At 71.0% G+C, this 20511-nt stretch carries 14 protein-coding genes; 2 read left to right on the top strand and 12 right to left on the bottom strand.

Annotation, left to right across the window (positions count from 1 at the left end; genetic code table 11):
* Window positions 1–8: 8 nt before the first annotated feature.
* The 7 genes from ACIGAN_RS26030 to ACIGAN_RS26000 all read right to left on the bottom strand — a co-directional run bounded on the left by ACIGAN_RS26030 (window position 9) and on the right by ACIGAN_RS26000 (window position 8902).
* On the bottom strand, window positions 9–914 hold the full coding sequence (locus ACIGAN_RS26030; RefSeq protein WP_399861039.1) for a C40 family peptidase: 906 nt from the start codon (window positions 912–914) through the stop codon (window positions 9–11).
* Between the two features lie 245 nt (window positions 915–1159).
* Window positions 1160–4006: a hypothetical protein gene (locus ACIGAN_RS26025; RefSeq protein ID WP_399861037.1), complete on the bottom strand. Its 2847-nt coding sequence runs from the start codon at window positions 4004–4006 to the stop codon at window positions 1160–1162.
* A gap of 1 nt (window position 4007) precedes the next feature.
* Complete coding sequence (locus ACIGAN_RS26020) at window positions 4008–4370, bottom strand: hypothetical protein (RefSeq protein ID WP_399861034.1); 363 nt, start codon at window positions 4368–4370, stop codon at window positions 4008–4010.
* A complete protein-coding gene (locus tag ACIGAN_RS26015; RefSeq protein WP_399861032.1) occupies window positions 4367–7066 on the bottom strand; it encodes an ATP-binding protein in 2700 nt (899 codons plus the stop codon). The genes ACIGAN_RS26020 and ACIGAN_RS26015 overlap by 4 nt, the downstream gene beginning before the upstream one ends.
* Window positions 7063–7638 carry a hypothetical protein gene (locus ACIGAN_RS26010; protein ID WP_399861030.1) on the bottom strand — a complete coding sequence of 192 codons (576 nt, stop codon included), beginning with the start codon at window positions 7636–7638 and terminating at the stop codon, window positions 7063–7065. Before ACIGAN_RS26010 ends, ACIGAN_RS26015 begins: the two co-directional genes overlap by 4 nt.
* Window positions 7635–7976, bottom strand: a complete 342-nt coding sequence (locus tag ACIGAN_RS26005; RefSeq protein ID WP_399861027.1) for a hypothetical protein — start codon at window positions 7974–7976, stop codon at window positions 7635–7637. The genes ACIGAN_RS26010 and ACIGAN_RS26005 overlap by 4 nt, the downstream gene beginning before the upstream one ends.
* Window positions 7973–8902: a conjugal transfer protein gene (locus ACIGAN_RS26000; RefSeq protein WP_399861025.1), complete on the bottom strand. Its 930-nt coding sequence runs from the start codon at window positions 8900–8902 to the stop codon at window positions 7973–7975. The genes ACIGAN_RS26005 and ACIGAN_RS26000 overlap by 4 nt, the downstream gene beginning before the upstream one ends.
* 645 nt (window positions 8903–9547) lie before the next feature.
* Between ACIGAN_RS26000 and ACIGAN_RS25995 the strand changes: the two genes are divergently transcribed.
* On the top strand, window positions 9548–11029 hold the full coding sequence (locus tag ACIGAN_RS25995) for a hypothetical protein (RefSeq protein WP_399861023.1): 1482 nt from the start codon (window positions 9548–9550) through the stop codon (window positions 11027–11029).
* Window positions 11030–11033: 4 nt separating this feature from the next.
* Window positions 11034–11597, top strand: a complete 564-nt coding sequence (locus tag ACIGAN_RS25990) for a hypothetical protein (RefSeq protein ID WP_399861021.1) — start codon at window positions 11034–11036, stop codon at window positions 11595–11597.
* Window positions 11598–11976: 379 nt separating this feature from the next.
* Here ACIGAN_RS25990 and ACIGAN_RS25985 read toward each other — a convergent pair whose 3' ends face one another.
* The 5 genes from ACIGAN_RS25985 to ACIGAN_RS25965 all read right to left on the bottom strand — a co-directional run bounded on the left by ACIGAN_RS25985 (window position 11977) and on the right by ACIGAN_RS25965 (window position 20455).
* Window positions 11977–13917, bottom strand: coding sequence for an ATP-binding cassette domain-containing protein (locus ACIGAN_RS25985; RefSeq protein WP_399861018.1), 1941 nt, complete (start codon window positions 13915–13917; stop codon window positions 11977–11979).
* Window positions 13918–14149: 232 nt separating this feature from the next.
* On the bottom strand, window positions 14150–15262 hold the full coding sequence (locus ACIGAN_RS25980; RefSeq protein WP_399861015.1) for a hypothetical protein: 1113 nt from the start codon (window positions 15260–15262) through the stop codon (window positions 14150–14152).
* Window positions 15263–15266: 4 nt separating this feature from the next.
* A complete protein-coding gene (gene fxlM / locus ACIGAN_RS25975; RefSeq protein WP_399861012.1) occupies window positions 15267–17312 on the bottom strand; it encodes a methyltransferase, FxLD system in 2046 nt (681 codons plus the stop codon).
* Between the two features lie 36 nt (window positions 17313–17348).
* On the bottom strand, window positions 17349–18419 hold the full coding sequence (locus ACIGAN_RS25970) for a lanthionine synthetase LanC family protein (protein WP_399861009.1): 1071 nt from the start codon (window positions 18417–18419) through the stop codon (window positions 17349–17351).
* Window positions 18416–20455 (bottom strand): lantibiotic dehydratase family protein, encoded by a 2040-nt coding sequence (locus ACIGAN_RS25965; protein ID WP_399861006.1) that lies wholly within the window; start codon window positions 20453–20455, stop codon window positions 18416–18418. Before ACIGAN_RS25965 ends, ACIGAN_RS25970 begins: the two co-directional genes overlap by 4 nt.
* Window positions 20456–20511 lie beyond the last annotated feature (56 nt).

The raw sequence follows: 20511 nt of genomic DNA, 5'->3' as shown, positions 1-20511 counted from the left end.
GGGTGTGCTCATAGCAGCCGGGCTCCTCCCGCGTAGCCGGGCATGGCGCTGATGGGGTCCAGCCGTACGACGGCGCCGGGGCGGGGAGCGTTGACCATCTGACCGTTTCCGAGGTAGATGCCGACGTGGTAGATCGTCGAGTCCCGGCCGGGGGCGTAGGCGTAGAACACCAGGTCGCCTGGTTTGAGTGCGCTGGTGCCGAGGCGGGCGGGAATGCGCCGACCCATACCGGCTTGGGTGGCGGCCACGCGCGGCAGCCGGATGCCGACCTTGGCGAAGGCGTACGTCGTCAGCCCCGAGCAGTCGAAGCCCTTGATGGAGGCCCCGCTCTTGCCGCTCGGCGAGCAGCAGATCCCGAACGTGGCGCCGCTGGCGTTGCCGCCGCCCCACGAGTACGGGACTCCGCGCTGGTACAGGGCTGCCTCGATGACGGTGCGGACGTTGCCGGAGACGGTGTTCAGGGCCGGAGCCTTGGCGGCTGCCGTGTACTGCTCGATGAAGCCCAGCACGTTCGCGACGTACGCGTCGGAGCGGTTGTACTGGAAGATAGCCGACCGCAACTGGGTCCGCTTGGTCAGGTCGCGGCCGTTGCCGCACAAGTAGATTGCGGCGCCGAGGGCGGCATCGTCGCCATTGTGCGGATCAGCGACATGATCGCCGTTCGCGTCTTCACCGACGCTTTGCCAGGTGGAGGGCAGGAACTGAAACGGCCCCACGGCGCGCTCGCCGTGCGCGGTGCCGTCGAAGCGGCCGCCGTCGGTGTCGGGGAAGACGGTGGTGTTGCCTCCGGCTCCGGAGCCGTTGAGGAGCACCCCGTAGATCTTGGGGCGGATGTCTGCGTTGGAGGCGATGGTGCGGCCCGTGGCGTGGTTGGACTCGACCTTGGCGATGCCGGCGAGGATCGGCCAGCGCATGCCCCGGCACCTCGGCACGTGCCGGCCAACCTGCTGGGCGGCCTTTTTGTAGGCGGTCAGCATCCGGGGCGGGATATCCGCGGCGCTGCCGCCCTCAGCATTCCCGTCTTCCCCCTGGGCACCCGTCGTCACCGCCAGGTAGGCGTTGATCGTTCCTGCTATCGGTGCGGCGCAGCAGACGGCGGCGAACAGCAGCAGCGCCCCGACACATCCCCACTGGCCCCAACGGCGGGGCGTTGGCCGGCTCATGCGTCCTCACCGCTGTCCTCGCGCTGCCACCGCTCGCGCATGTCGCGCAGCACCGCGGCCTGGCGCATCAACTCGCTCATCCGGGCCTGGCCCACGCTGCGACCACCTCTATTGCCCGGGCCGGTGTCGTTGTGGGGGAGGGGCTGGTTGCCCTCACCGCTGTGCCGGGGGGTTTGTGAGTCGGTTGAAAGCGGCCGTCGTGGTGGTGGCGTGAGCCGGGGTGGTGCGGTCGCCCCGGCCCGTGGGGCCGGTGCACTGGTGCGTGCACCAGGCGGGGCGGATTTCCCGCCTGGCCGGTGCGCCGTAGGTACCGCGCTGTCGCGGGGGATGTTCGGGGCCGGGGCTGTGGTGGGGCGGGTGGTGGACGGTGACGTGGTCGGCAGGCGGCGGCCGGTGAATGGGCCGGGCCCGCCGCTGTCACCGGTGTTCTCGGCCAGGACCTGTGTCACGTGGCGTGTGGTGTCGCTCCAGGCGCGGCCATCCTCGCGCAGCGTGTTGCCCCACACGCGTACCTGCTGGCGGGCGTCTTGGGCGTAGTGCGATCCGCGGGCCCGGGCCCGTTGGACGCTGGCCGGAAGCCCGTAGGTTGCTGCGTAGGCGGCCCGGCCGCCGCGGTTGAGGATGCGGTATCCGCGCAGCCGCACCAGCCGGTTGTGGGCACGGGTGGAGAGCAGGGTGCGGTCGGTGTTCTGGTCGTGCAGCACCTGACCCGTGGCGGGGTTGACGATCTGTCCTGCTTCGTTGCGGTACCGGTCCGCGGGCCCGCCGGGACGCCACGGCCTTGAACCGCCTGGGCCGGTACCCGGCGACGGCGCACCAGGCGAGCCACTGGGGCCTTCAGTTCCTGGGTCGCCTTCTGCGGTGGGCTTGCGCCAGGTGGCCAACTGCTCCGGGTCTGGCCGCCGGCCGATCAGCAGCCCGTAGGCGCCCTTGGCTGCAAGCCGGGCTCCCAGCCCGCCCACGGCCGTGGCCGCAGTGAGGGGGGCCAGTCCCCGCCCGGCTTCGGCCGTGGCGTCGGTGAGGATGCCACTGGTGTCGGCCGGCAGTCCTGTGCCGTCGGCCAGCGAGGACAGCGCGCCCGTCAGTCGCCGACGGGTGCCGAGCCAAGGGAACCGGCCACTGCCGCCTGCGATGAAGGGGCGCAGTCCGCGGCCGGAGCCGCCGGGCGCGGCGGGGTGGTGCATGGCGAGGGCGGCGCCGAGTTCGGAGGTGTCGCCGGGCAGGTGGGTGCCGCCGACCTTGGCGTAGCGCATCCGCATGGCCATGCGCCGGCCGAAGGAGGCGATACCGGTCAGCAGGCGACGATGCGCGGCCGCACCGGCGATGGCCAGGACGTCCAGCAACAGGATTCGCTCGACCATCAGGCCGGGGCCGTCGGTGACGACCGCGTCGACGGCGATCCCGAAGAACGGAATGAACGCGCAGACCGCGACCAGAGCGAGAAGCGCGATGCCCCACAGCGACAGCCACTTCCACACACTTTGCCGGGCCGGGCCGGGCAGCATGCCCGCGATGAAGGTGACGCCGCCTGCGGCGGCTGCCGCGGCGCAGATACCTTGGGTGCCGAGCAGGACGATGGCGCTGGAGAGGAACATGCCGCAGATGAACAGGGCGGCGATCAGTAGCAGTGCGGCTCCGCCGACGCGCCACCAGGTGGGTTGCTCGGCGTAGGCGGCGCAGGCCTTGCCCACATCGCCGGCTTTGCGTAGATCCGTGAGGAAGGCGTCGAACTCGCGGTCTTCCTCGGAGACGATCGCCTGGTAGGTGTTCAGCAGTTCCCCGCCGGGGGTCAGTTCGCGCATGCGGCTCGGCCTGCGGTTGCCGCGGTCTGTGTCTTGTTCGCAGTAGTCTCTGGCCGGGCCTCGGATCAGGCGGCAGTTGTCCTTCTTGTCGTTTTGCTCCTCGCAGTAGGGCCGGGCTGCTGGGGCGAGCTGGTCGCAGCCGCTGTTCCCGGTGCCGCCTTCCTCGGGGGCCTTGTAGCCTCCGGTGATCCATTTCACGTGGACGGCGTAGGCCTTCCGGTCGGATTCCCTGCCGGGGTCGAGGACGCGCCCGTACTGCAGCAGCATGTACGGCTTGACCACCAGCGCGTTGGTGATCGAGTCCTGCAACGGCCGCGCCACATCCTCCGCGGACACGGGAGCTGCAGCGTCATGCTCAAGGCACTTCCGCTCCGCGTTGCCGACCATGCCGTCACACGGCCCGCGGCTGGCGATCTTGCCGCCCCAGTCATACGCATTGACGCTGCCTTGGGCCACTTCGGCAGCCACTGCCTGGCCCTGGCCGAGCGGTCCATCTTGGGCAAGGAGGTAATCGGGGCGGACGAATGTGGAGGCGGCGAACGCTGCTATCAGCAGAGTCAGGAAGATCTCGCCCAGGCCGCGGCCGATGCGGCCGCGCACGAGCATGAAACCGGCGAAGACGAACGCCCACGCCAGCAGCAGCCCTTTCAGCCCGAGGGCGTCGACGACGATGTTGTTGTAGGCGTCGGCCACCTTCTGCGCGGGACCGGTGAGGATCTTCAACAGAGGAAACCGGAAGGCGACCTCGAGGGCCCAGCCGGCGAGCCCCACCAGGAGCCGGAGCAGAGTGAACAGCCCGGACAGAGCAAAGGCCAAGGCCTGCGTCTTGAACGCGACGATGGATCCGCCCTGTGCGTTCAGCTCGTAGCCGTCGATGGGCACTCCCTCGGAGGAGGGAATGTTCAGCGGGGCGAGCAGGTCACTGCTGTCAGTGTTGCTGCTTGCCGCATACACGACCGTGCTGTTGACCATCACGAACACGGTCGTGAGCAGGAGCACGAAGCCGGCCGAGCGCAGTGTGCCGCGGTCTGCACGCAGCATGTCAGCCTCGCCCCCGCCGGGCGTCGGCCCGTCCTCGTCCGCTGGCGGCCCGCTGCCGCCAGATCAGCAACGCAGCCAAGCCGGCCCCGGCGGGCACCAGCCTCAGCACCGCACCTGCGGTGTCACGACGTGTGATGTAGGCCGGGAGGCCGCGATCGCAGCGCTCCTTGGTGGCCTCAGGGACCGGGGGGTGCGGGCCGGGGCAGTCCTCGGGTGCGAAGGCGTGCCCGGTGCGTGGCCACCATGCCTGCGGCGGCCTCGCTGACAGCGCCAGGACGAGCACGCCGGCAAGCACGCTGACGGCAGTGAGGATGCTCGCGGCGGCGGCGATGCGCCGGGAGCGGCTGGGGGAGAAGGAGCTCATGCGAAGCGTTCCTCTGGACGGGCACCGGGACGCTCCGCAGCGGCGGTACGCGCAGGTGGTGCGGATGCGGGAGCGGTGCTGCGGCGTCCTGGAGTGGTGGTGACGGACGAGGCGATGCGCTCGATGCGGGGGATGACGGCTTTGACCCGGCCGGTGTTCTGCCGCGGGCACGTCAGCAGGAATTCGCCCTCCCGGCCCTTTTGACCGACAGGAGACAGACCTGTGGTCACCAGGCGCAGCAGCTCCGGGTCGTTGGCGTCCAGGCCGACGAACTCCAGGCCGCGCCGGGCCCGGTCACGGTCGGTGGTGCGGGCGAGCGCCCGATAGGCCATCAGACCCCGGTCGGGGCCGAGTTCTTCGGCGTCGTGGGATCCGGCGATCAGGCCGGCGCCGTGCTTGCGGCCGTCGTGGAGGATTTCGTGGACCAGTGCGGTGCCCTCGGTCGAGGAGGTGAGCCAGTACAGCTCGTCCAGCACGAGTGCGGTGAACCTTTCGGGGTCCTCGAACGCGCTTTGCCGTGCGAGCGCAGCGATCAGGTAGAGCGCCGCGCGCCCGATCAGCGCCTCCAGCGGCTGCTGGTGCAGGACCTCGGGATTGCCGAAGGCCGCCTTGGGCGGAAGTTTCAGTCCGGCTGTCGTGATCACGATCATGTCGCAGGCGCTGGAGGCGTCCAGCTGCACGGGCGGCAGCGTGGGGTCGAACACCATCCGGGCCAGGGGGTTGGTGGCCACGACGCGGATGAGCCCGGCGAGGCCGGCGGCCGCGTCCTGCCGCTTTCCCACCTCGCTCGTGGCCATCTCCTGAAGGACCTCCAGCACGCGGTGCATGGATGGCCGATCGCCGGCAGCGGCCTGCTCGACGGCGTGGTGCAGCACCTCGCCGCTGGTGCTCATCGGGCCGATGCCCAGCTGCAGGGTCAGGTAGGACAGGGCGTAGTGGCGGCCCTCGGGGCCTTGGAACATCCGCAAGGGGTCGATGGAGACCTCGGCCTGCGCGGCACCGATGATCTGGACGCGGCCCTGGGCCGCGGTGCGCGCAAAGCTTGCCCACTCGCGTATGGGGGTGCGGTCGATGCAGATCGCGCAGCCGCCGCGCGCCCACACCGCCTCCGCGATGAGCTTTTGCAGCACGCTTTTGCCCGCGCCCAGGTCCCCGACGATGCCCATGGAGGCGGAGGCGTCGACCTTGGGCGCATCCGCGACGTTGATCATCACGGGGCGGGTGGTGCCGCAGTCGAGGTCGATGCCCAGGAACATGCCGTTCGGGTCGCCCACCTCCGTCTTGGTGAAGGCCCCGCCCAACGCCCAGTCCTCGGAGATTTGGTGCTGGGTGAACTCCCGCACCGCACCGTTGCGAGTGGTGCCGGGCAGACCCAGGAAGAACAGGGCCTGCTGCAGGCCGGCCGGGCGCACGGCCCGGTAGTCCGCGCCCCCGAGCAGCGCCGCGAGCGCCCGGGCCCGGGCGTCACACACAGCGGCAGTCGGCCCCCACACCGTCAGCACGGTGACGGACTGCACCTCGACTTCGACCGACGTGCGCGACAGGCGGGCGTCCAGCTCGCCCAGGTCGCGGGCGGCCTCCGTCAGCGAGGCGGGCATGCCGGTGGGGCGGGCGTCGTACTGGTCGGCCTGGTCGATGAGTTCGTTCTTCTTGCGCCGCACCTGCTCGCGCGCCTTCTCCGCGGGCACGAGGGTGAGGTCGATGGTGTAGTCGACGGGGAAGTCCAGCATCTCCAGCTGGGCGAACAGATCAGCGGCGTCCTGGGCGACGGCGGGCGGGCACTCCGCGAGAGCGAGCTGCGCCTGGTAGCCGACCCCGGTCTCGGATTCGACTTGCAGCCAGCGCCGCCCCAGCGGCGAGCCGGTGTTCAAGCGCCACCAGGCCGTGCGCCCCGAGCGGGTGACACTTCCTGCGCTCTTGAGTGTGCCGGCGTCGTCGAGGTCAGGGTCGATACCACCTTCCTGCAGGCGCACCTGGCCGAGATCGGCGTAGCTGGGTGAGCGCAGTACCCCCTCACGCAGCTGCCCGCCGTACAGGCCGCTGATTTCGGCCTCGGTCAGCAGCGGTTCGACTAGGCCGCGGTGGAGGGCGTGCTGGATCATCCACACGATCTCCGCCGGGCGGGCGGGGCGAAAGGCGATGCCGCCGGCGAGTGCGGCCTCCACGTGGGAGGCCTGCTCGCGGTAGGCGGTCACCTCCCGCCGGGTCACCGGCGCCGGCCGCATGCCCAGCATCGCTGCCACCTCCGCCCATGCTGTGCCCACAAACGCCGACACCTGAAGGCCAGCGGTCTCGGTGTGCAGGGGAACGGCCAGCCACAGGGTGCGGCGGTGCATCTCCTCGCCCTCCAGCAGGTCCAGGGTCGCTTCGACGTTCTCCACCCACGGGTGCGGGCCTGCCTGCGCAGCGGTTTCGGCCGGCTCGACGCCTTCGATCATGCGCAGGGCGATCTCGCCGGGATCGACCTGCGCGCACAGCCCGAAGAGTCGCGGAGCCCCGGACAACGACCGGACCAAATGTGTGATCTTGGCGAGTTGCTCGTCGCGTACCTGGGCGGGCGCGTAGGTTCCCGAGACGGTCTCCTGGTGGTGTCCTGAAGCGTCGTCCGGGTCGGGGTGCAGGCGATATACGGCCCACACGCTGCCGTGCGTCGACCAGATGAGGTGCCCGGCGATGTGACGGATCGGAACCTTCACCGTCCACCGCCTTGCTCGGCGAGCGCGAGCAGTGCCTGGACACCCGACACCGGCCCCGCCGACCGGGCAGATGCCGCCTGCCTGCGGCGGCCCGGGGACGAGTGGGCTGCGGCCGGGCTGGCATGGGCCACCCGGCCGGTGCGCCGCTTCCGAACCCGAAGTCGCTCGGTCGCGCGGCCGGGTGCGGGTGGTTCCTCGATCGTGAAGCCGCCGAGCAGCGGGCGGGCAGCGCGGTCACGGGCAGCGCGCCCTGCGATGCGTCCGCCCGAGGGCTGCCCGACGAGCAGCGCCCACCCCAGCGCCGCCTGCATCGGGGCACGCCCACCGATCCTGGGGCGCCGGACCGCCCAGATCGCCAGCAGCCAGGCCGCGATCGGGATCGGCCCCATCCATGACCACCAGGTGATGGACTTGACCAGAGTGAAACCGCCGCCGACGGCGACCGCGATCTGGGCGGGTGTGTAGGGGCCGAGCGGGATCTTCCAGTCTGCGACTTTGCCGAGGACCCAGGGATGACGCCGGGCGGCGGTATAAAAACGCCCCACCCGGCCCGCGGTGGAGGTCGCGGTCACAGCCCGCCCCCAGTACCGGCAGAGTATGCGCGCGCCCCCGGACCAGCGTCGTGGACGGTGCCGGGAACGGCGGGTGCGCCCTTGGCGGGGTTGTTGACCTCGTCCTCGAACATGTTCGAGAGGTCCTCGCGGGAGTTGTACAACCCCAGCGCGACGATCATCAGCAGCAGGGCGCCGATGCCGGCCTTCAGGCTGACCTTCTGGATCATGATCACGACGACCAGGACCAGCAGACCCGCCTGCAGCCCTTTGGTGGCCCAGTCCTGGAACATGCTGATCCACGAGTCGCCCAGGTCGTCCAGCTGACCGGCCAGGACCGTGTGGTGCACCGTGTTCACCGGGCACCTCCCATGGCGGTTCCCGTGCCGAGCGCGGTGATCTCCCACCTGCCCGAGCGGGCCGCGAGCGTGAACTCGTAGGCCAGCGGCCACCGGCCGTCCTCACCGCGGGCTTCCACCTGCGCCAGGACGCGGGCCTTGGTGCCATCGGCCGGCACAGTCACCGTGGCGGCCGCTTCCTCGATGGCGGAGATCTGCCGCACCGTGACCGCCCGGTAGGGAGCGGGAGTAACCGGGAGCAGCTTCACGCCGGGGGCGAGGTAGCGGTCCACCTCTCCGGCACCGGTGAGGTAGGCAGCGAGGAACTGCTCGATGGTGGAGGACAGATCACCTTCCGGCACGTTCACCCGGTACGGCGATGCCGGCATCTCCATTCGGGCCGGCCCGGCCACGACGCCCGGTGCCCCGGTGACCGTGAACGAGGCGCCCGTGCGGTCGGTGGCCACCGGCACGGCGTAATAGCGCACCGAGGCGTCGGCGTACTGCGCAGCCACCGTCACCGACCACACCCCCTGCGCGCGCTGCGCAGTGCGCACCGCCGTCACCACCTGCGGTGCCGGCTGCGCACCGTCGGCCGGCTCGGGCAGATCGACGCCGGGCGCCATCGACTGCGCATGCCGGGTCTGCGCACTGGCCTCGTCGTTGGTGCTGCTGCGCAGCCATGTGTGGAGGAACAGCTGCGCATAGCCGGCCGGGTCGGCTGCCACCGTCGTGGTGCGTGCGGTGGTCGGCGTGGCCGAGGACGCTGCCTCGACCGTGGTGGGGGTGGAGGTGAGGGTGATGCCGAGGGCGATCGGGCCGGCCGCGATGACGGTCCACACCGCCAGGCGTGACACGCGCACCCGGCGCCGCATCGCCTCCAGCCGGGCGCCTGCCGCCATCGGAGCAACGGCCTCGCCGCGCGAAGCCGGCTTGCCAGGGGACATGGTCGAACTCCCAGGTCAGAACGGACGCTTGCGCCCTCGACATAAGCGACCGGGTCTGACCTGACCACCGACCACGAAGCCCCGACCACGATCACGATGCGGACACGACATCCGTGGTCACCGTGGTGGACAGCCCGACCACGAGTCCGACCACCGGGCGCGGGCGTGCCGACCACGGCTCACCCGTCCGTCAAAACCGGTCTCCAGCCCTGGAGCGCGGCATGTGACCGGCAGGCGGCTGCGCACACACTGCATGGCCCTCGTGTCGCGACGGAGCCTGTGCAGTTGGCGTACGAACCTGCGCAGTAGAGACGCCCTCGGTCGGGTTGCGCAGCCTTCCCGCACACAAGCGACTGCGCAGACCCTTGCGCACTTGTCCTTCGTCCCGCGTATCGCGTGCGCGCCGCGTCGACGGGGTGCGTGCCTCGGTCCGGGCCATGGGAGCGACCACGCCGGTGTGTTGACGGTGTTGCCCGATCGTGATCCATGGTCGGGAGTGATGGCTGCCGGCTTGGTCAGGGGCGGCGGTTGGGCTGTCGGCATGGCACCCCTACGCATCTGCCGATCGTGCAGCAGCAGCCTCGCCTTGGCCGGCCGGGTGCGCCGGTGTGCCCGGCGTAGGCGGTCATCGCCGGAGGAGTGGTGGTGAGCCGCTTCGGGGCGGGGATCCGCCGCGGCGTGATGAGCGCGGATCAGTTCACGCAGGTGGCCAATGCCCTCTTTCGCGATGGGCGGTTGTCGTTCAAGGCGAAGGGGATCTTCGGTTACCTCAGCACACACCGCAGCGGCTGGCAGGTAACCGTCGCTGACCTGGTGCGTGTGGGCCCGGACGGGCGTGAAGCGGTCCGCACCGGCCTGCAAGAGCTGGAAAGACACCGGTATCTGATCCGGGAACGTCTGCGGCGCCCCGACGGAACCCTGGGCGAGATCATCTACTGCATCACCGACCGCCCCGCCACGCTGGACCCTGCACGGACCGAGGCCAGCACGCAGGCCGCCTCCCCGCTCGCCGGTCACGCTGATGGGCGGCGGGCGGGGATCCGCCGTGGGGTGATGGCAGCCGATCAGTTCACTCAGATCGCCAACGCTTTGTTCCGCGAGGGCACGTTGAGTTTCAAGGCCAAGGGGTTGTTCGGCTTGCTCTCCACCCACCGGGAGGGCTGGCGCATGACCGTCGCCGATATGGCCCGTGCGGGCAGGGACGGCGAATCCGCCGTGAGAAGCGGTTTGAAGGACTTGCACAGCTGCGGCTTCCTCGTGCGGGAACGCGAACGCGGCCCGCACGGCACTCTGGGCGCCGCCGCCTACGTCATCACCGACCTGCCCGCTGCGCGGTCCAGCAGGTCACAGCCAGAGTCCGGTTATCCACGCGTGGATGACCCTACGTTGGCTGACCGGCCCCTTAAGAACACCAACAGAAAGAAGACCACTCAGCAGAAGACCAGAGCCCTCCCTCCCGCCGCCCACTCTCCACGATCACCCAACCCAGCACCGCCACCACGGACCGTGCCAGCATCGGCAGACCTCACACCCGGAGTACGCCTGCTGCTTCAGATCGGCACACAGCGTCCCGAACTCCTGCTGACCGGCCGCGCACTGGCGGATCAGGGCGCAGCCGTGTCCGCGATGCTGAAGGCCGGCTGGACACGCGAGCAGCTCAACCACGTCATCAGCGCTCGCCCTTTGCCGAGCCCGATCCGCACCACGCTCGGCGCCATCATCGCCGCCCGACTCCGTACCGCACAGGCCTACCCACCACCGGCCACCGTGACCGAACACCACACCACCCCGGCCAGTGACCCGGTGGGAGCACACTCAACCACCTCCTCCGCCGCACGCACCGTGTCCGAAGCACTCGCTTACCGGGCCCTGGTCGAATGCGCCGGCTGCGGCGTCCCCGGCACCGCACCAGGCGAAAACCTCTGCCCGGCCTGCCTCAACTGGCCGCCCTGCCGCACCTGCCCCGGCCCCACACCCCGGCGCGCACACCCCCACAGCGACGGCCGATGCACCACCTGCGCCTCCACCCCCACCCACCACCTGCAGGCAGACCGCCCCGTGTCCCGCTGGGCGTCCGCCCAACACACCGCGCTCCACGCCGCACACACCACCGCTGAAGGGAACTGACCCCATGCCCAAGTCTGAGCCCGAGTTCGGCCCGGCCGCCCGCACCCGCGACGTCTACCTGCTCTTCGCCCACGAGCCGTACTACCCCGGCCCCGACACCCGCGAAATCAACACCACCGTGGTGGCCGCCGACTCACTGCTGCACCCGCACGTACGCCAGCCCGACGGCGTGAAGATCCACGACTTACTCACGCAGGGACGCCAGCCGGCCGAGATCATCCCCCTGGCCACCCTCACCCACGAACTCAACGGAGGCGCCGACTGGCCCAGCATCGGCGACTGGGAAGGCGTCACCACCGACCTGATCCAGCTCGTCCACACCGGCCGATGCGACGCCCTCAGCCTGGGTCTGCCCCAGATCCCCCGCGCCCTGCTCTGCACCGGGCCACACAGTCAGCTACGCGTTCACGACGCCGCAGCCGACGACCTCGTCACCTACGGCCCCGCTGAACGCGCTGCGGCATTGGACAAGGTCAGCCTGTTCCTGAACAGCCTCGCCGCTGAGCGGCCTTTCTGGCCTGGCGACAGCCTCCTGCCCCCACTGGGCCGACTCACCCCAGGACGCTGAACGGTGCAGCGACGCACTCCGCCGCCCCTGCATGGCAGGGGGATGGACGCCTTTCCGCGACGCCCCGGCACATACACCTCAACGGCTGTGCCTTCGTGCCGGGGATGCCCCCCGGGAAGTGTGGAGGGCGGGCTATGTGGCCTCGGAGCGGCGGAAGACGTCGCTGGGTCCCCAGGGTTTTGACGCTTGTGGGAGCCCCTGGAAGACGGACGTGCGACGCGACCCGCCCGCGGCTGACGCAAGGCGGCTTCGAGTAGGTCGGCCTGCAGCCCGCGGGCGGAAAGAGAGTGATCACTTAGCCGTCGGGCGGCGTAGGGAACATTGGGAGGGGCCCGGTATCTCGGCCTGGCAGAACGGTGGCCCCTTGGCGGACAGGGCGTCAGGGACTGTCGCCGCTCATCTGGTGCTGCAATTCCCACAGGGTCCGGAACAGACCTGGCTCCCGGGTGAGCTGGGCGTAGGTGCCTTCCTGGACGATCCGCCCTTCGTTCAGGACCACGATCCGGTCGGCGATGGCCACGTTGGTGAGGCGGTGCGTGATCAGCAGGATGGCGCGGTCCTTGGCCAGTTCGCGCAGGCCGGCGAAGATCCGGTGCTCCGCGCGGGCATCGAGGGCGGCCGTGGGTTCATCCATGACCAGCAGCGCCGCCTGCCGGTGGAACGCGCGGGTGAGGACCAGGCGCTGCCACTGCCCGCCGGAGAGCTGCTGTCCGCCGAACCACTCACTGGTCAGCAGGGTGTTCAGGCCAGAGCGCAGGCCCGGCAGCATTTCCGCGGCGCCAGACGCCTCGCACGCGGCGAGCAGGGCGGCGTCGCTGGTGTCGCCCTGCCCGAACGTGATGTTGTCGCGCATCGTCAGCGGCAGGTACGTGAACTTCTGCGGCACCAGCGCGACATGCTCCCACGACCCCCACGGGTCCAGGTCCGCGGTGGAGGCGTGGTCCCAGGCCACGTCGCCCTCGGTGGGCAGCAGCAGCCCGCACAGCAGGCGTGAGAGGGTCGTCTTGCCGGAGCCGTTCTCTCCGACCAGCGCCACGATCTCCCCGCGGCGCACGTGCAGGGAGACGTTGCTCAGGCTGTTCTTCGGGGAGCCGTCGTAGCGGTAGGTGACGTTGCGGACCTCGAAACGCTCTGGGGCAGCGGTCACGGGCGTGGTGCCGCGGGAGTCGGTCATGGCCTGGCCGTGGGCGTTGTCGAGGAAGTTCTGCCAGTCCTGTACGTACCAGCCGGTGCGTACCAGGCGTGCCCTGCCGTTGATGATGCCGCGCACCGAGCCGGTGGCGGTCTGGAGGGCGAAGACGGCGCCGCCACCGGCCGCCAGGCTGATCCGCCCGGAGGCCAGGAGCCACAGCAGCGCCGCCCACACCGCGGTCGAGGCGATCCCGCCGGCCACGGCTCCGGCCAGCCCCATCCAGGCACCGGTGTTCGCGGCCTTGCGTTCGGCCGCGTTGACCGAGGCGGCCAGCCGCCGGTACCTGCCGATCAGGAAGGGCCCGGCCAGGCAGGCGCGCATCTCCTCACTGGACTCCTGATAGGCCATGTGCCAGCGGAGTTTGCCCAGCATCCGGCGCCGCCCGGAGGTCTCCAGCCCGGCCAGGTAGAGCACGCGTGCGGAGCGCACGTAGGCGGCAGCCTGCGGAAGGCACGCGAGGAAAAGCAGAGGTAGGAGCAGCGGGTGAAGGACGGTCAGGACGGTGGCGCCGGCCGCGAGCGTGGCGGTCGCCGCGAGGACGTCCTGCGCTTCTTCGACGAGGTCGGGGGTGACCTGGGCGCCGCGGTCGGCGATGTCGTAGGCGTCGTTGTAGCCGGGCTTGTTGTTGGCGGCCAGTTCCGCGCCGAGCGCGGCCTCGATCATCGTCAGCTCCGCCGCCCGGCCGAGCACGGGGCGAAGACGGCCGGTCAGCCAGACGACGGTGATGCCCAGCAGCGCGCGCAGGCCGGTGGCGGCGGCGATCACGGCCAGCTGCGGGGCGGCATCCCACAGCCGCTCGGTGATGTCGCCCGAGGAGATCAGTGCGGTGATCGTGCCCGTGACGGCCAGGAGGCCGAGAGCCGCGAGGACGCCGGTTGCGATCTGGCATACCAGCAGGCCGATGGCCGCGCCGCGGTCCACGCGCCAGGCCATCTGCACCGAGCGCCACACGAGTGAGGGCAGGCGACGCGCCATGGTGCGGGAGGTCAGCTGGGAGCCAGCCTTCAGCCTCGACTCGTCGCGGTAGAGGTATTCCTCCTCTCGAACACCGGCCTCCTGCGCTTCGTCGTCCGGCGCGGCCCCCTTTTGCGGTTGTGGTGGCTGGTCCTGCGTAATGGCCGAGGTCATCGTTCCCCCTAGGACGGTCGCTGCGGCAGAGTCGCGAGGTCTAACGACACGGCTGCGATATCGAACACACGTCATTCGGTCGTGCTGGGGAGCCCGCTATTTCCTGCGTCAGGGACCTCGCGGGCGCGGGAGCCCTGGTCTGGCTTGGAGCGGCCGCGGGCAGGAAATGGCCAAAACGCCGACACCGCCAAACAGCGTGGGCAGTACGGCCGGCCCATCCCGGTCGCCTTCTCTAGCTGGGATCTGGTTCGGCCTGCAGCAGCCTTTCCAGCTCTGTCTCGGCGTGGCCGACCGCGCCCGTCAGAGCCTCATGGTGGTGGGCGGACAGGACGCCGGATCCCAGTCCGGCCGCGGCGATCAGCGCGTTCAGCGCGTCTGCCGCCCGATCGTCCAGGGCGGGCGCGGCGACGGGGTGGTGCAGTGCGTCTCGTGCGGCGTAGGCGTCGAGTCGGGCAACGCTGACGAGGGAGTCGAGTACGCGGGCGACATGGCGTCCGGTGCGGTCCAGTTCCAGGGCTGACAGGCCCGTCCGGGTCTGGAAGGCGGCGGTCGGCGGATCGGGATGGTTGAGGAGCTGGACGGCTGCATCAACGGTACGGTTGAGGTCGGGTTCAGGGACGGGGGTGTCTTCGGGCCGGCAGTGGGCGTGCAGGAGGAGGGCGATGGCTCTCTCCCAAGGCTCCGTGGGCTGGGTGGTGTCGATCAGGTCGCGGGCCTGCTGGTCCAGGCCCTGCTCCATCAGGGCCATGATCTTGATCTGGCGGCCGTCGAGGAGCCGGTTGCCAATGCCGCGATGCTGGGCCATGGCGTCGGCCGCGTCGGTCCACCGCCCGATCTGGGCGAGGGCGCGGGCGCCGTCCACGAGCAGGGTGACGTACAGCTCCTGGCACACCGTGCGGTGGTCCTCGTCCGTGCCGGTCAGAGCAGACAGGTCGACGGTGCGGCCGTCGATGTCAGCCTTGTTCCGATGCCGGGCAGCGTCGTTGAGGCAGCACAACAAGCCGTAGGCGAGTTCGCCGTGGCCGGCGCGAGTCTGCAATCGGGAGAGGTTGACGAGCGGCATCAGCGACATGACGGCGACCCGTCCGCTGAGGCGTCCGGCGTTGGTGAAGACCTGGTGCTGGCGCCAGCACAGATCCTCGGCCAGGTCGGGCAGGCCGACGTCGGAGGCGATGAGCGCGGCGTAGTTGAGGACCCCGCAGGCGCGGGCCACCAGGTCATGGTGGCTCGCACCTGCGGGCGCGACGGTCAGCCCGGTGAGGTGGTTGATGCGCTCCTCCAAGGGGAGCGCGGGCGCCTTGGTGCGGCGGGCCAGGGGGATGCGGCTGGCTATCGCGGGAATCATCGGCTCAGCCCTTGCGCGCCCAGTCGACGACCAGTCGGCTGTAGGGCTTGTCGACGACGAAGCGGGCGTCGTCCGCCGTCAGCCGGTCACGCAAGTCCGCGACGGCCATGCGGAAGCCTGGCTCGGGGGCGTCGTTGCCGCCGGTCGCGTCCCAGGCGCGGATCTCGCTCACGACGCGCTCGGCGAGGTCGGCGCCGCCCTCGCCGTGGCCGATCACGCCGACCTCCCAGTACCGGCCCTTGTCGTCCTCGCCCTCGCGGATGGTCAGGTACGCGAGCGACCCGGCGTCAAGGGCGGCCATGGAGCCCCACCCGAAGTGCGGGGTGAATCCGGGGCGCTGGCCCGGCAGGCGGGAGAGGCCGTTGGGCAGCACGCAGGCCAGGTACAGGTACAGCCACTCCCACGCCGAGCCCTGCCGGAACTTCACCCCGGTGTAGAGCTTGGTCTGCTGCTCGTCGAGGACCGTGCGCAGGGCATCGCGGTCGACGTCCTGCTCGCTGAACGTCTCCAGGCGCACGTTACCCTCGCCGGCCATCGGCACGAGGGTGTACACGTCGTCGCAGACGCCCTTGCGCAGGGGGATGAAGGTGGCCATCTCGCAGGAGACGGTCTTCCACGTGTCGCCGTCGCGTTCGAAGGCGAAGGAGCGGGAGATGCTGCCGCGGATGCGCATCGGCAGGACCAGGCGCCCGCCGGGGGCGAGCTGGTCGAGGATCTTCACGGGGACGTCGCCGGCGCCGACGGTGAAGATGATCCGGTCGTAGGGGGCGTGCTCGGGCAGCCCGGCCGCGCCGTCGGCCATCACCGCGGTGGCGTTGTCGACGCCTGCCTCGGCGAGGTGCTGGCTCGCGCCGGCGACGAGGTCCTGGTCGACGTCGAGGGTCCACACCTGCCCGCCGGGGGAGACGATTTTGCCGAGGAGGGCGGCGTTGTAGCCGGTGGCGGCTCCAGCCTCCAGGACCTTGTGGCCGGGCTGGGCGCCGAGCTGTTCGAGCTGGGTGGCGACGATGCACGGCGCGGAGATGCAGGAGATCATCTCCCCGTGCTCGTCGTGCTTGATCGGGACCGCGTCTTCTTTGTACGCGCTCTCCAGGTCGACGCCGGGCAGGAAGGCGTGCCGGTCGGTGGTGCGGAAGGCGTCGATGGCCGCCTTGCTGCGCAGGTGGCCGCTGTCGACGAGTCGCTGGGCGAGGGATTCGGGCAGCTGGTTGGGGTCGGTGACGGGTGTCATGGTGGTCTCCATTCGAGGGAGGCTAGGGTCCGCCGGGGCGGACTTGCGGGTGGACACGGCAGCTCCTTCTCCGGTGGAGAAGGCGACGTGACGGCCGAGCCACGCGGTGGCGGCCTGCGCTTCGGCAGGCACGCCTGCGCGGTTGAACGTGAAGATCGCGTGATGGGCGATGACGCCCCGGATTCCGCGTATCAGTCGGCCGTCAGCGGCGAGTCGGCGCAGGCGGCGGCCGGCGTCCTCAAACGCGGCGACGCGCTCGACCCAGCCCGCTTCCGCGTCTGGGCGCAGGGAAGCGTCCGCGTTCATCAGCCGCCGCATCGCGGAGACGGCTCTCTCCAGCGCGGGCCCCTGGGGCGGGGTGACGGGGGGCCGCAGGGCAGCCCACCGGGCCCATGCATCTCCGGCTTCGAACGGGTCCAGTCCCGCCTCGCGGATCATGGCGGACAGCAGCATCACGCTGCGCTCACGGGCGCCGGGGGTGCCAGTCTCGGCGAGCGCGGCCGGGCTGTCGGCGCAGAACACGTCGTGCGCGACCTCCATGCCCTCGGGGCCGCCGAAGGCATGGATCTCTGGCTCGTAGATCCCGCCCGTCCAGCCGGTGATCACGCGGGCGGCGACGAGCTGGTCCAGCAGGCCGGTGGCGGGCTGTTCGGTGCGCAGACGCACGCCGGCGTCCTTGCGCAGGAAGTGGAAGCGGCGCCCGGACAGCGCGGTCGCCAGGGCCTGGGCGGCGTCCGCGTGCTGGTCGGGGAAGGCCACGGAGGCGTGCCACCAGGACGTGTCCGGGGGGATCGGCAGGTTCTCGTCGTCGAAGGTCATGGGCAGAAAACTCCTTGCGAGGCGGCGGGGAGAGGATCAAGTGAGCAGGAGGACGCGGGTCCAGCCGGTGGTGTCGGTGGCGTTCAGGGCGAGTTGGGCTCCGGCGCGGCCTTCCATGAATCCGTGTTTGGGCAGGCGCTCCCAGTCGGCGGCCAGCCGTCGGTGCAGGTCCTGGACGATCGGGGTGAAGCGTGCGGGTGCGGGGCTGTCGGCGGCGACCGCGCGGGTGAGGGTCAGCAGGCCGGCCCAGCCGTGGCAGAGGGTCGAGTCGGTGATGCGGGCGAGCCGCAGCGGGTCGGTCAGGATGGTCTCGACGATGTCCTCGGCCGCTTGGCGCCGGGCGGTGTCGCCGAGGGCGAGCGCGGCGAGCTGCTGGGCGCGGGCGATGCCGGGCTGGCCGTAGCACCAGGACTGGCGGGCCGGTTCCGCTGCGGGCGGCTGGTCGGCCTCCAGGTGTGCTGCGGTGGACCAGTAGTGGGCGCCGTGCCGGTCGAGCCAGGTGGCGAATGTGCCGACGGCCTCCTCCTGCCCGGGGACGCTGACTCCGGCGCGCAGGGCGAGGGAGAGCACGGCCAGTGGCCCCGCGATGCCGTGGGCCATGCCGTTGTTGCCGTGGCCGCCGGCCATCGTCTTCCCGTCGGGGCCGACCGGCGACCACCACCCGGGCAGGATCCGGCCTTCACCATGGGCGGGGTGGGCGAGCGCGATGAGGCAGGCGAGCAGGTCGGGCAGCCGGGGCGCGATCGGGCGGCGGGACAGCAGCAGTGCGGCGAGTCCGGTCAGGCCGCGGATGAGGTCCCATTCGGCGAGGTGGGGCAGCGCGCCGGCCGCCTGACGGCGGTGGGCGGCGGCGAGCCGGGCGTCCACGACGCGGTCGACGGCCGCGCGGACGTCGTCGCCGGCCCCGTGGGCGCGGGCGAGGACGAACTCCAGGGCGGGTGCGCCGTGGAAGAGGCTGGCGTTGCTGCCGGTGCTCACCCCTCGGACGGTGGCCTGGGCGAGGTGGCGGCGGGCGGTGGCCAGGTCACGGCGCTCGATGTCGAGCAGGGCCATCCCCAGGGCGCCTTCGGACAGGTCCTGCGTACGGGGCACGGTCGTCGTGGTCATGAGCGCCTGGCCAGGGGGACGACGATGCTGTGGGCCCGGCCGCCGATCCACCCGTCGGCGTCCGGCGGGGGCGCGTCGTGCAGGGTGGCGATGCCGAAGGGGCTGGCGTCCAGGTGCGCGCGCAGGAGGTCCAGGTCGAGGTCGCGGGTGAGGTCGAGGGGCAGCTGCTGGTCGTCCTCGGCGAGCAGGACCCGCTCCGGCACGCGGAACCGGGCACGCCAGGCGTGGAGTTGGTCTGCCCACTGCTGGAGTGGTGCGGTGCGGGCGGGCAGCGTGCGGCTGCGGATTTTCCACCGGGCGGCGGTGAGGATGGTGCGTCGGTAGGTGAGGGCCGGGGTGAAGGGCAGGGTCCAGGCGGCGCCCCAGTCGAACCAGGTCACCTGCGGGGATGCGGCCCGGCTGATCTCGCCGAGGAAGCGGGCCATCGGCGGGGTGTAGTTGTTCCAGAGGAAGTTGATGGCGGTGGGGGCCAGCAGCTCCAGCGGCTTGCCCGTCGCGGACTCCACCAGCTGGGGGCGGCCGTCGGCGACGGTGACCGACAGGTCGCGGGGGAACAGGACGTGCGGGGCGGGGCGGCGGAATTCGCCGACGCTGACGACGCGGGGCAGGGCCTGGGGCGCGCGGGTGAGCAGGTCGGCCGGCACACGTCCGGCGTGGAAGGACAGCTGTGCCAGCTCCGCCTCCGCATCTATGGTGGGCAGGTGTGCGTACGTTGCCTCGGTGCCGGGGAAGAGGTGCCAGAACCGTCCGGTCATCGAACCGGCTGAGCGGGAGACGGTCAGGACCCGCAGCCGGAAGTCCCCCCGGTTGAGGGCCTGGACGGAGGAGGCGTGCACTTGAGCGGCCAGTTCGAGATGGGGCGCCGGATGGTGTGGCTTCTCGCCGGCCGCGGCTTCCAGCTCCTCGATCATTGCGCCCGTCAGGGCCACCGTGCGCCTGCCCTCGGCGGCGGCGGTGCCGGCCAGCTCCAGCAACAGGCGGTCGCGCCGGGACATCGGCCGGGGCGGTTCGCTCACGGTGACGAACCCTTCCGGAAAGCCCACGCCCCGGTCGCAGTCCGTGGCCACCTCCACCGGAATGGGGACGTTCTCGCCGTAGCGCTCGGTGAATTGCTCGATCCACCGACGCCAGGTCCATGTCCCGTTCGGATGAGTGGCCAGGCGGGCCAGCACGGTGGCTGTCGTCCCTACCTCGGTGAGCATTTGTTCAGGCAGCCACACGTCGGCATCCAACCGCAGGTCGCACGCGGCCCGCAGGCCGACTGCTTGAGCGCGCGCCGCGGGCGGTAAGCCGTCGGTGGGGTCGGTGACGGTGGCGGGCGCGCGCAGCGAGGAGCGCAGCAACCGCACCCGCAGCAGTTCACCGAGCAGCCGGTCGCGCGTTGTGCCGCTCACGGCGGGGAACTCCGCGGCCAGCTTGTCGGACAACTGGCGGTACGCGATCGGCGATCGGGCCAGGCCGAGTATGAGACGCAGTGCGGGGCTGAGAGCGAGGCGGAACTCGGCGTCGCCCTCGGACGGTACGTGGATGTGTTGGCCGCGCTGTCGAATCAGAGTGTTGACGCAGACGTCGACGTCGGCCATGCGTGCGGCGTCGCTCTCCCAGGTGCTGAGCACTTCGTCGAGCCCGACCGGGTCGGGGCGGTTGACGGCCTGGTGCTCGTCGCCGATGCGGATGGACGTGCTCTGGGCGAAACCGAGCTGCGCGACTCCGGCGAACAGGCCGTAAGGCGTGGAGCGGCGTGCGTAGCGGATCGCGTAGCGGGCGGTGGACAATGCCGCCCGGCGCATCCGGCGCACCTTCGGTGTGCGACCGTCGATGATGGCCTGCACCTGCTCGGCTAGGTGAGGGCTTGCCTGCGACATGGACCGGCGAAAGTCGGTATCGGACCACACCGTGCTCAGCCATGTGCGCCACTCGTCCGAGGGCGCCGTGGCCGTCGGCCAGAGTGGCATGACGGGCCCGGTCGTGTGGACCGCGGCGCGCAGCATGGCCTGCCCCGCGGCCTCGTACAGGCTGGGCCGGTGCCGTGTCATCAGGGCTCCTCATCATGTGGTGTGACGGGCGGGGTGGGCCGGACGGGGAGAGCCCC

Origin of the sequence: Streptomyces sp. NPDC085931 (assembly GCF_044540565.1) — a bacterium.
Taxonomy (GTDB): Bacteria; Actinomycetota; Actinomycetes; order Streptomycetales; family Streptomycetaceae; genus Streptomyces.
This window is presented reverse-complemented; position numbering and strand designations above follow the sequence as displayed.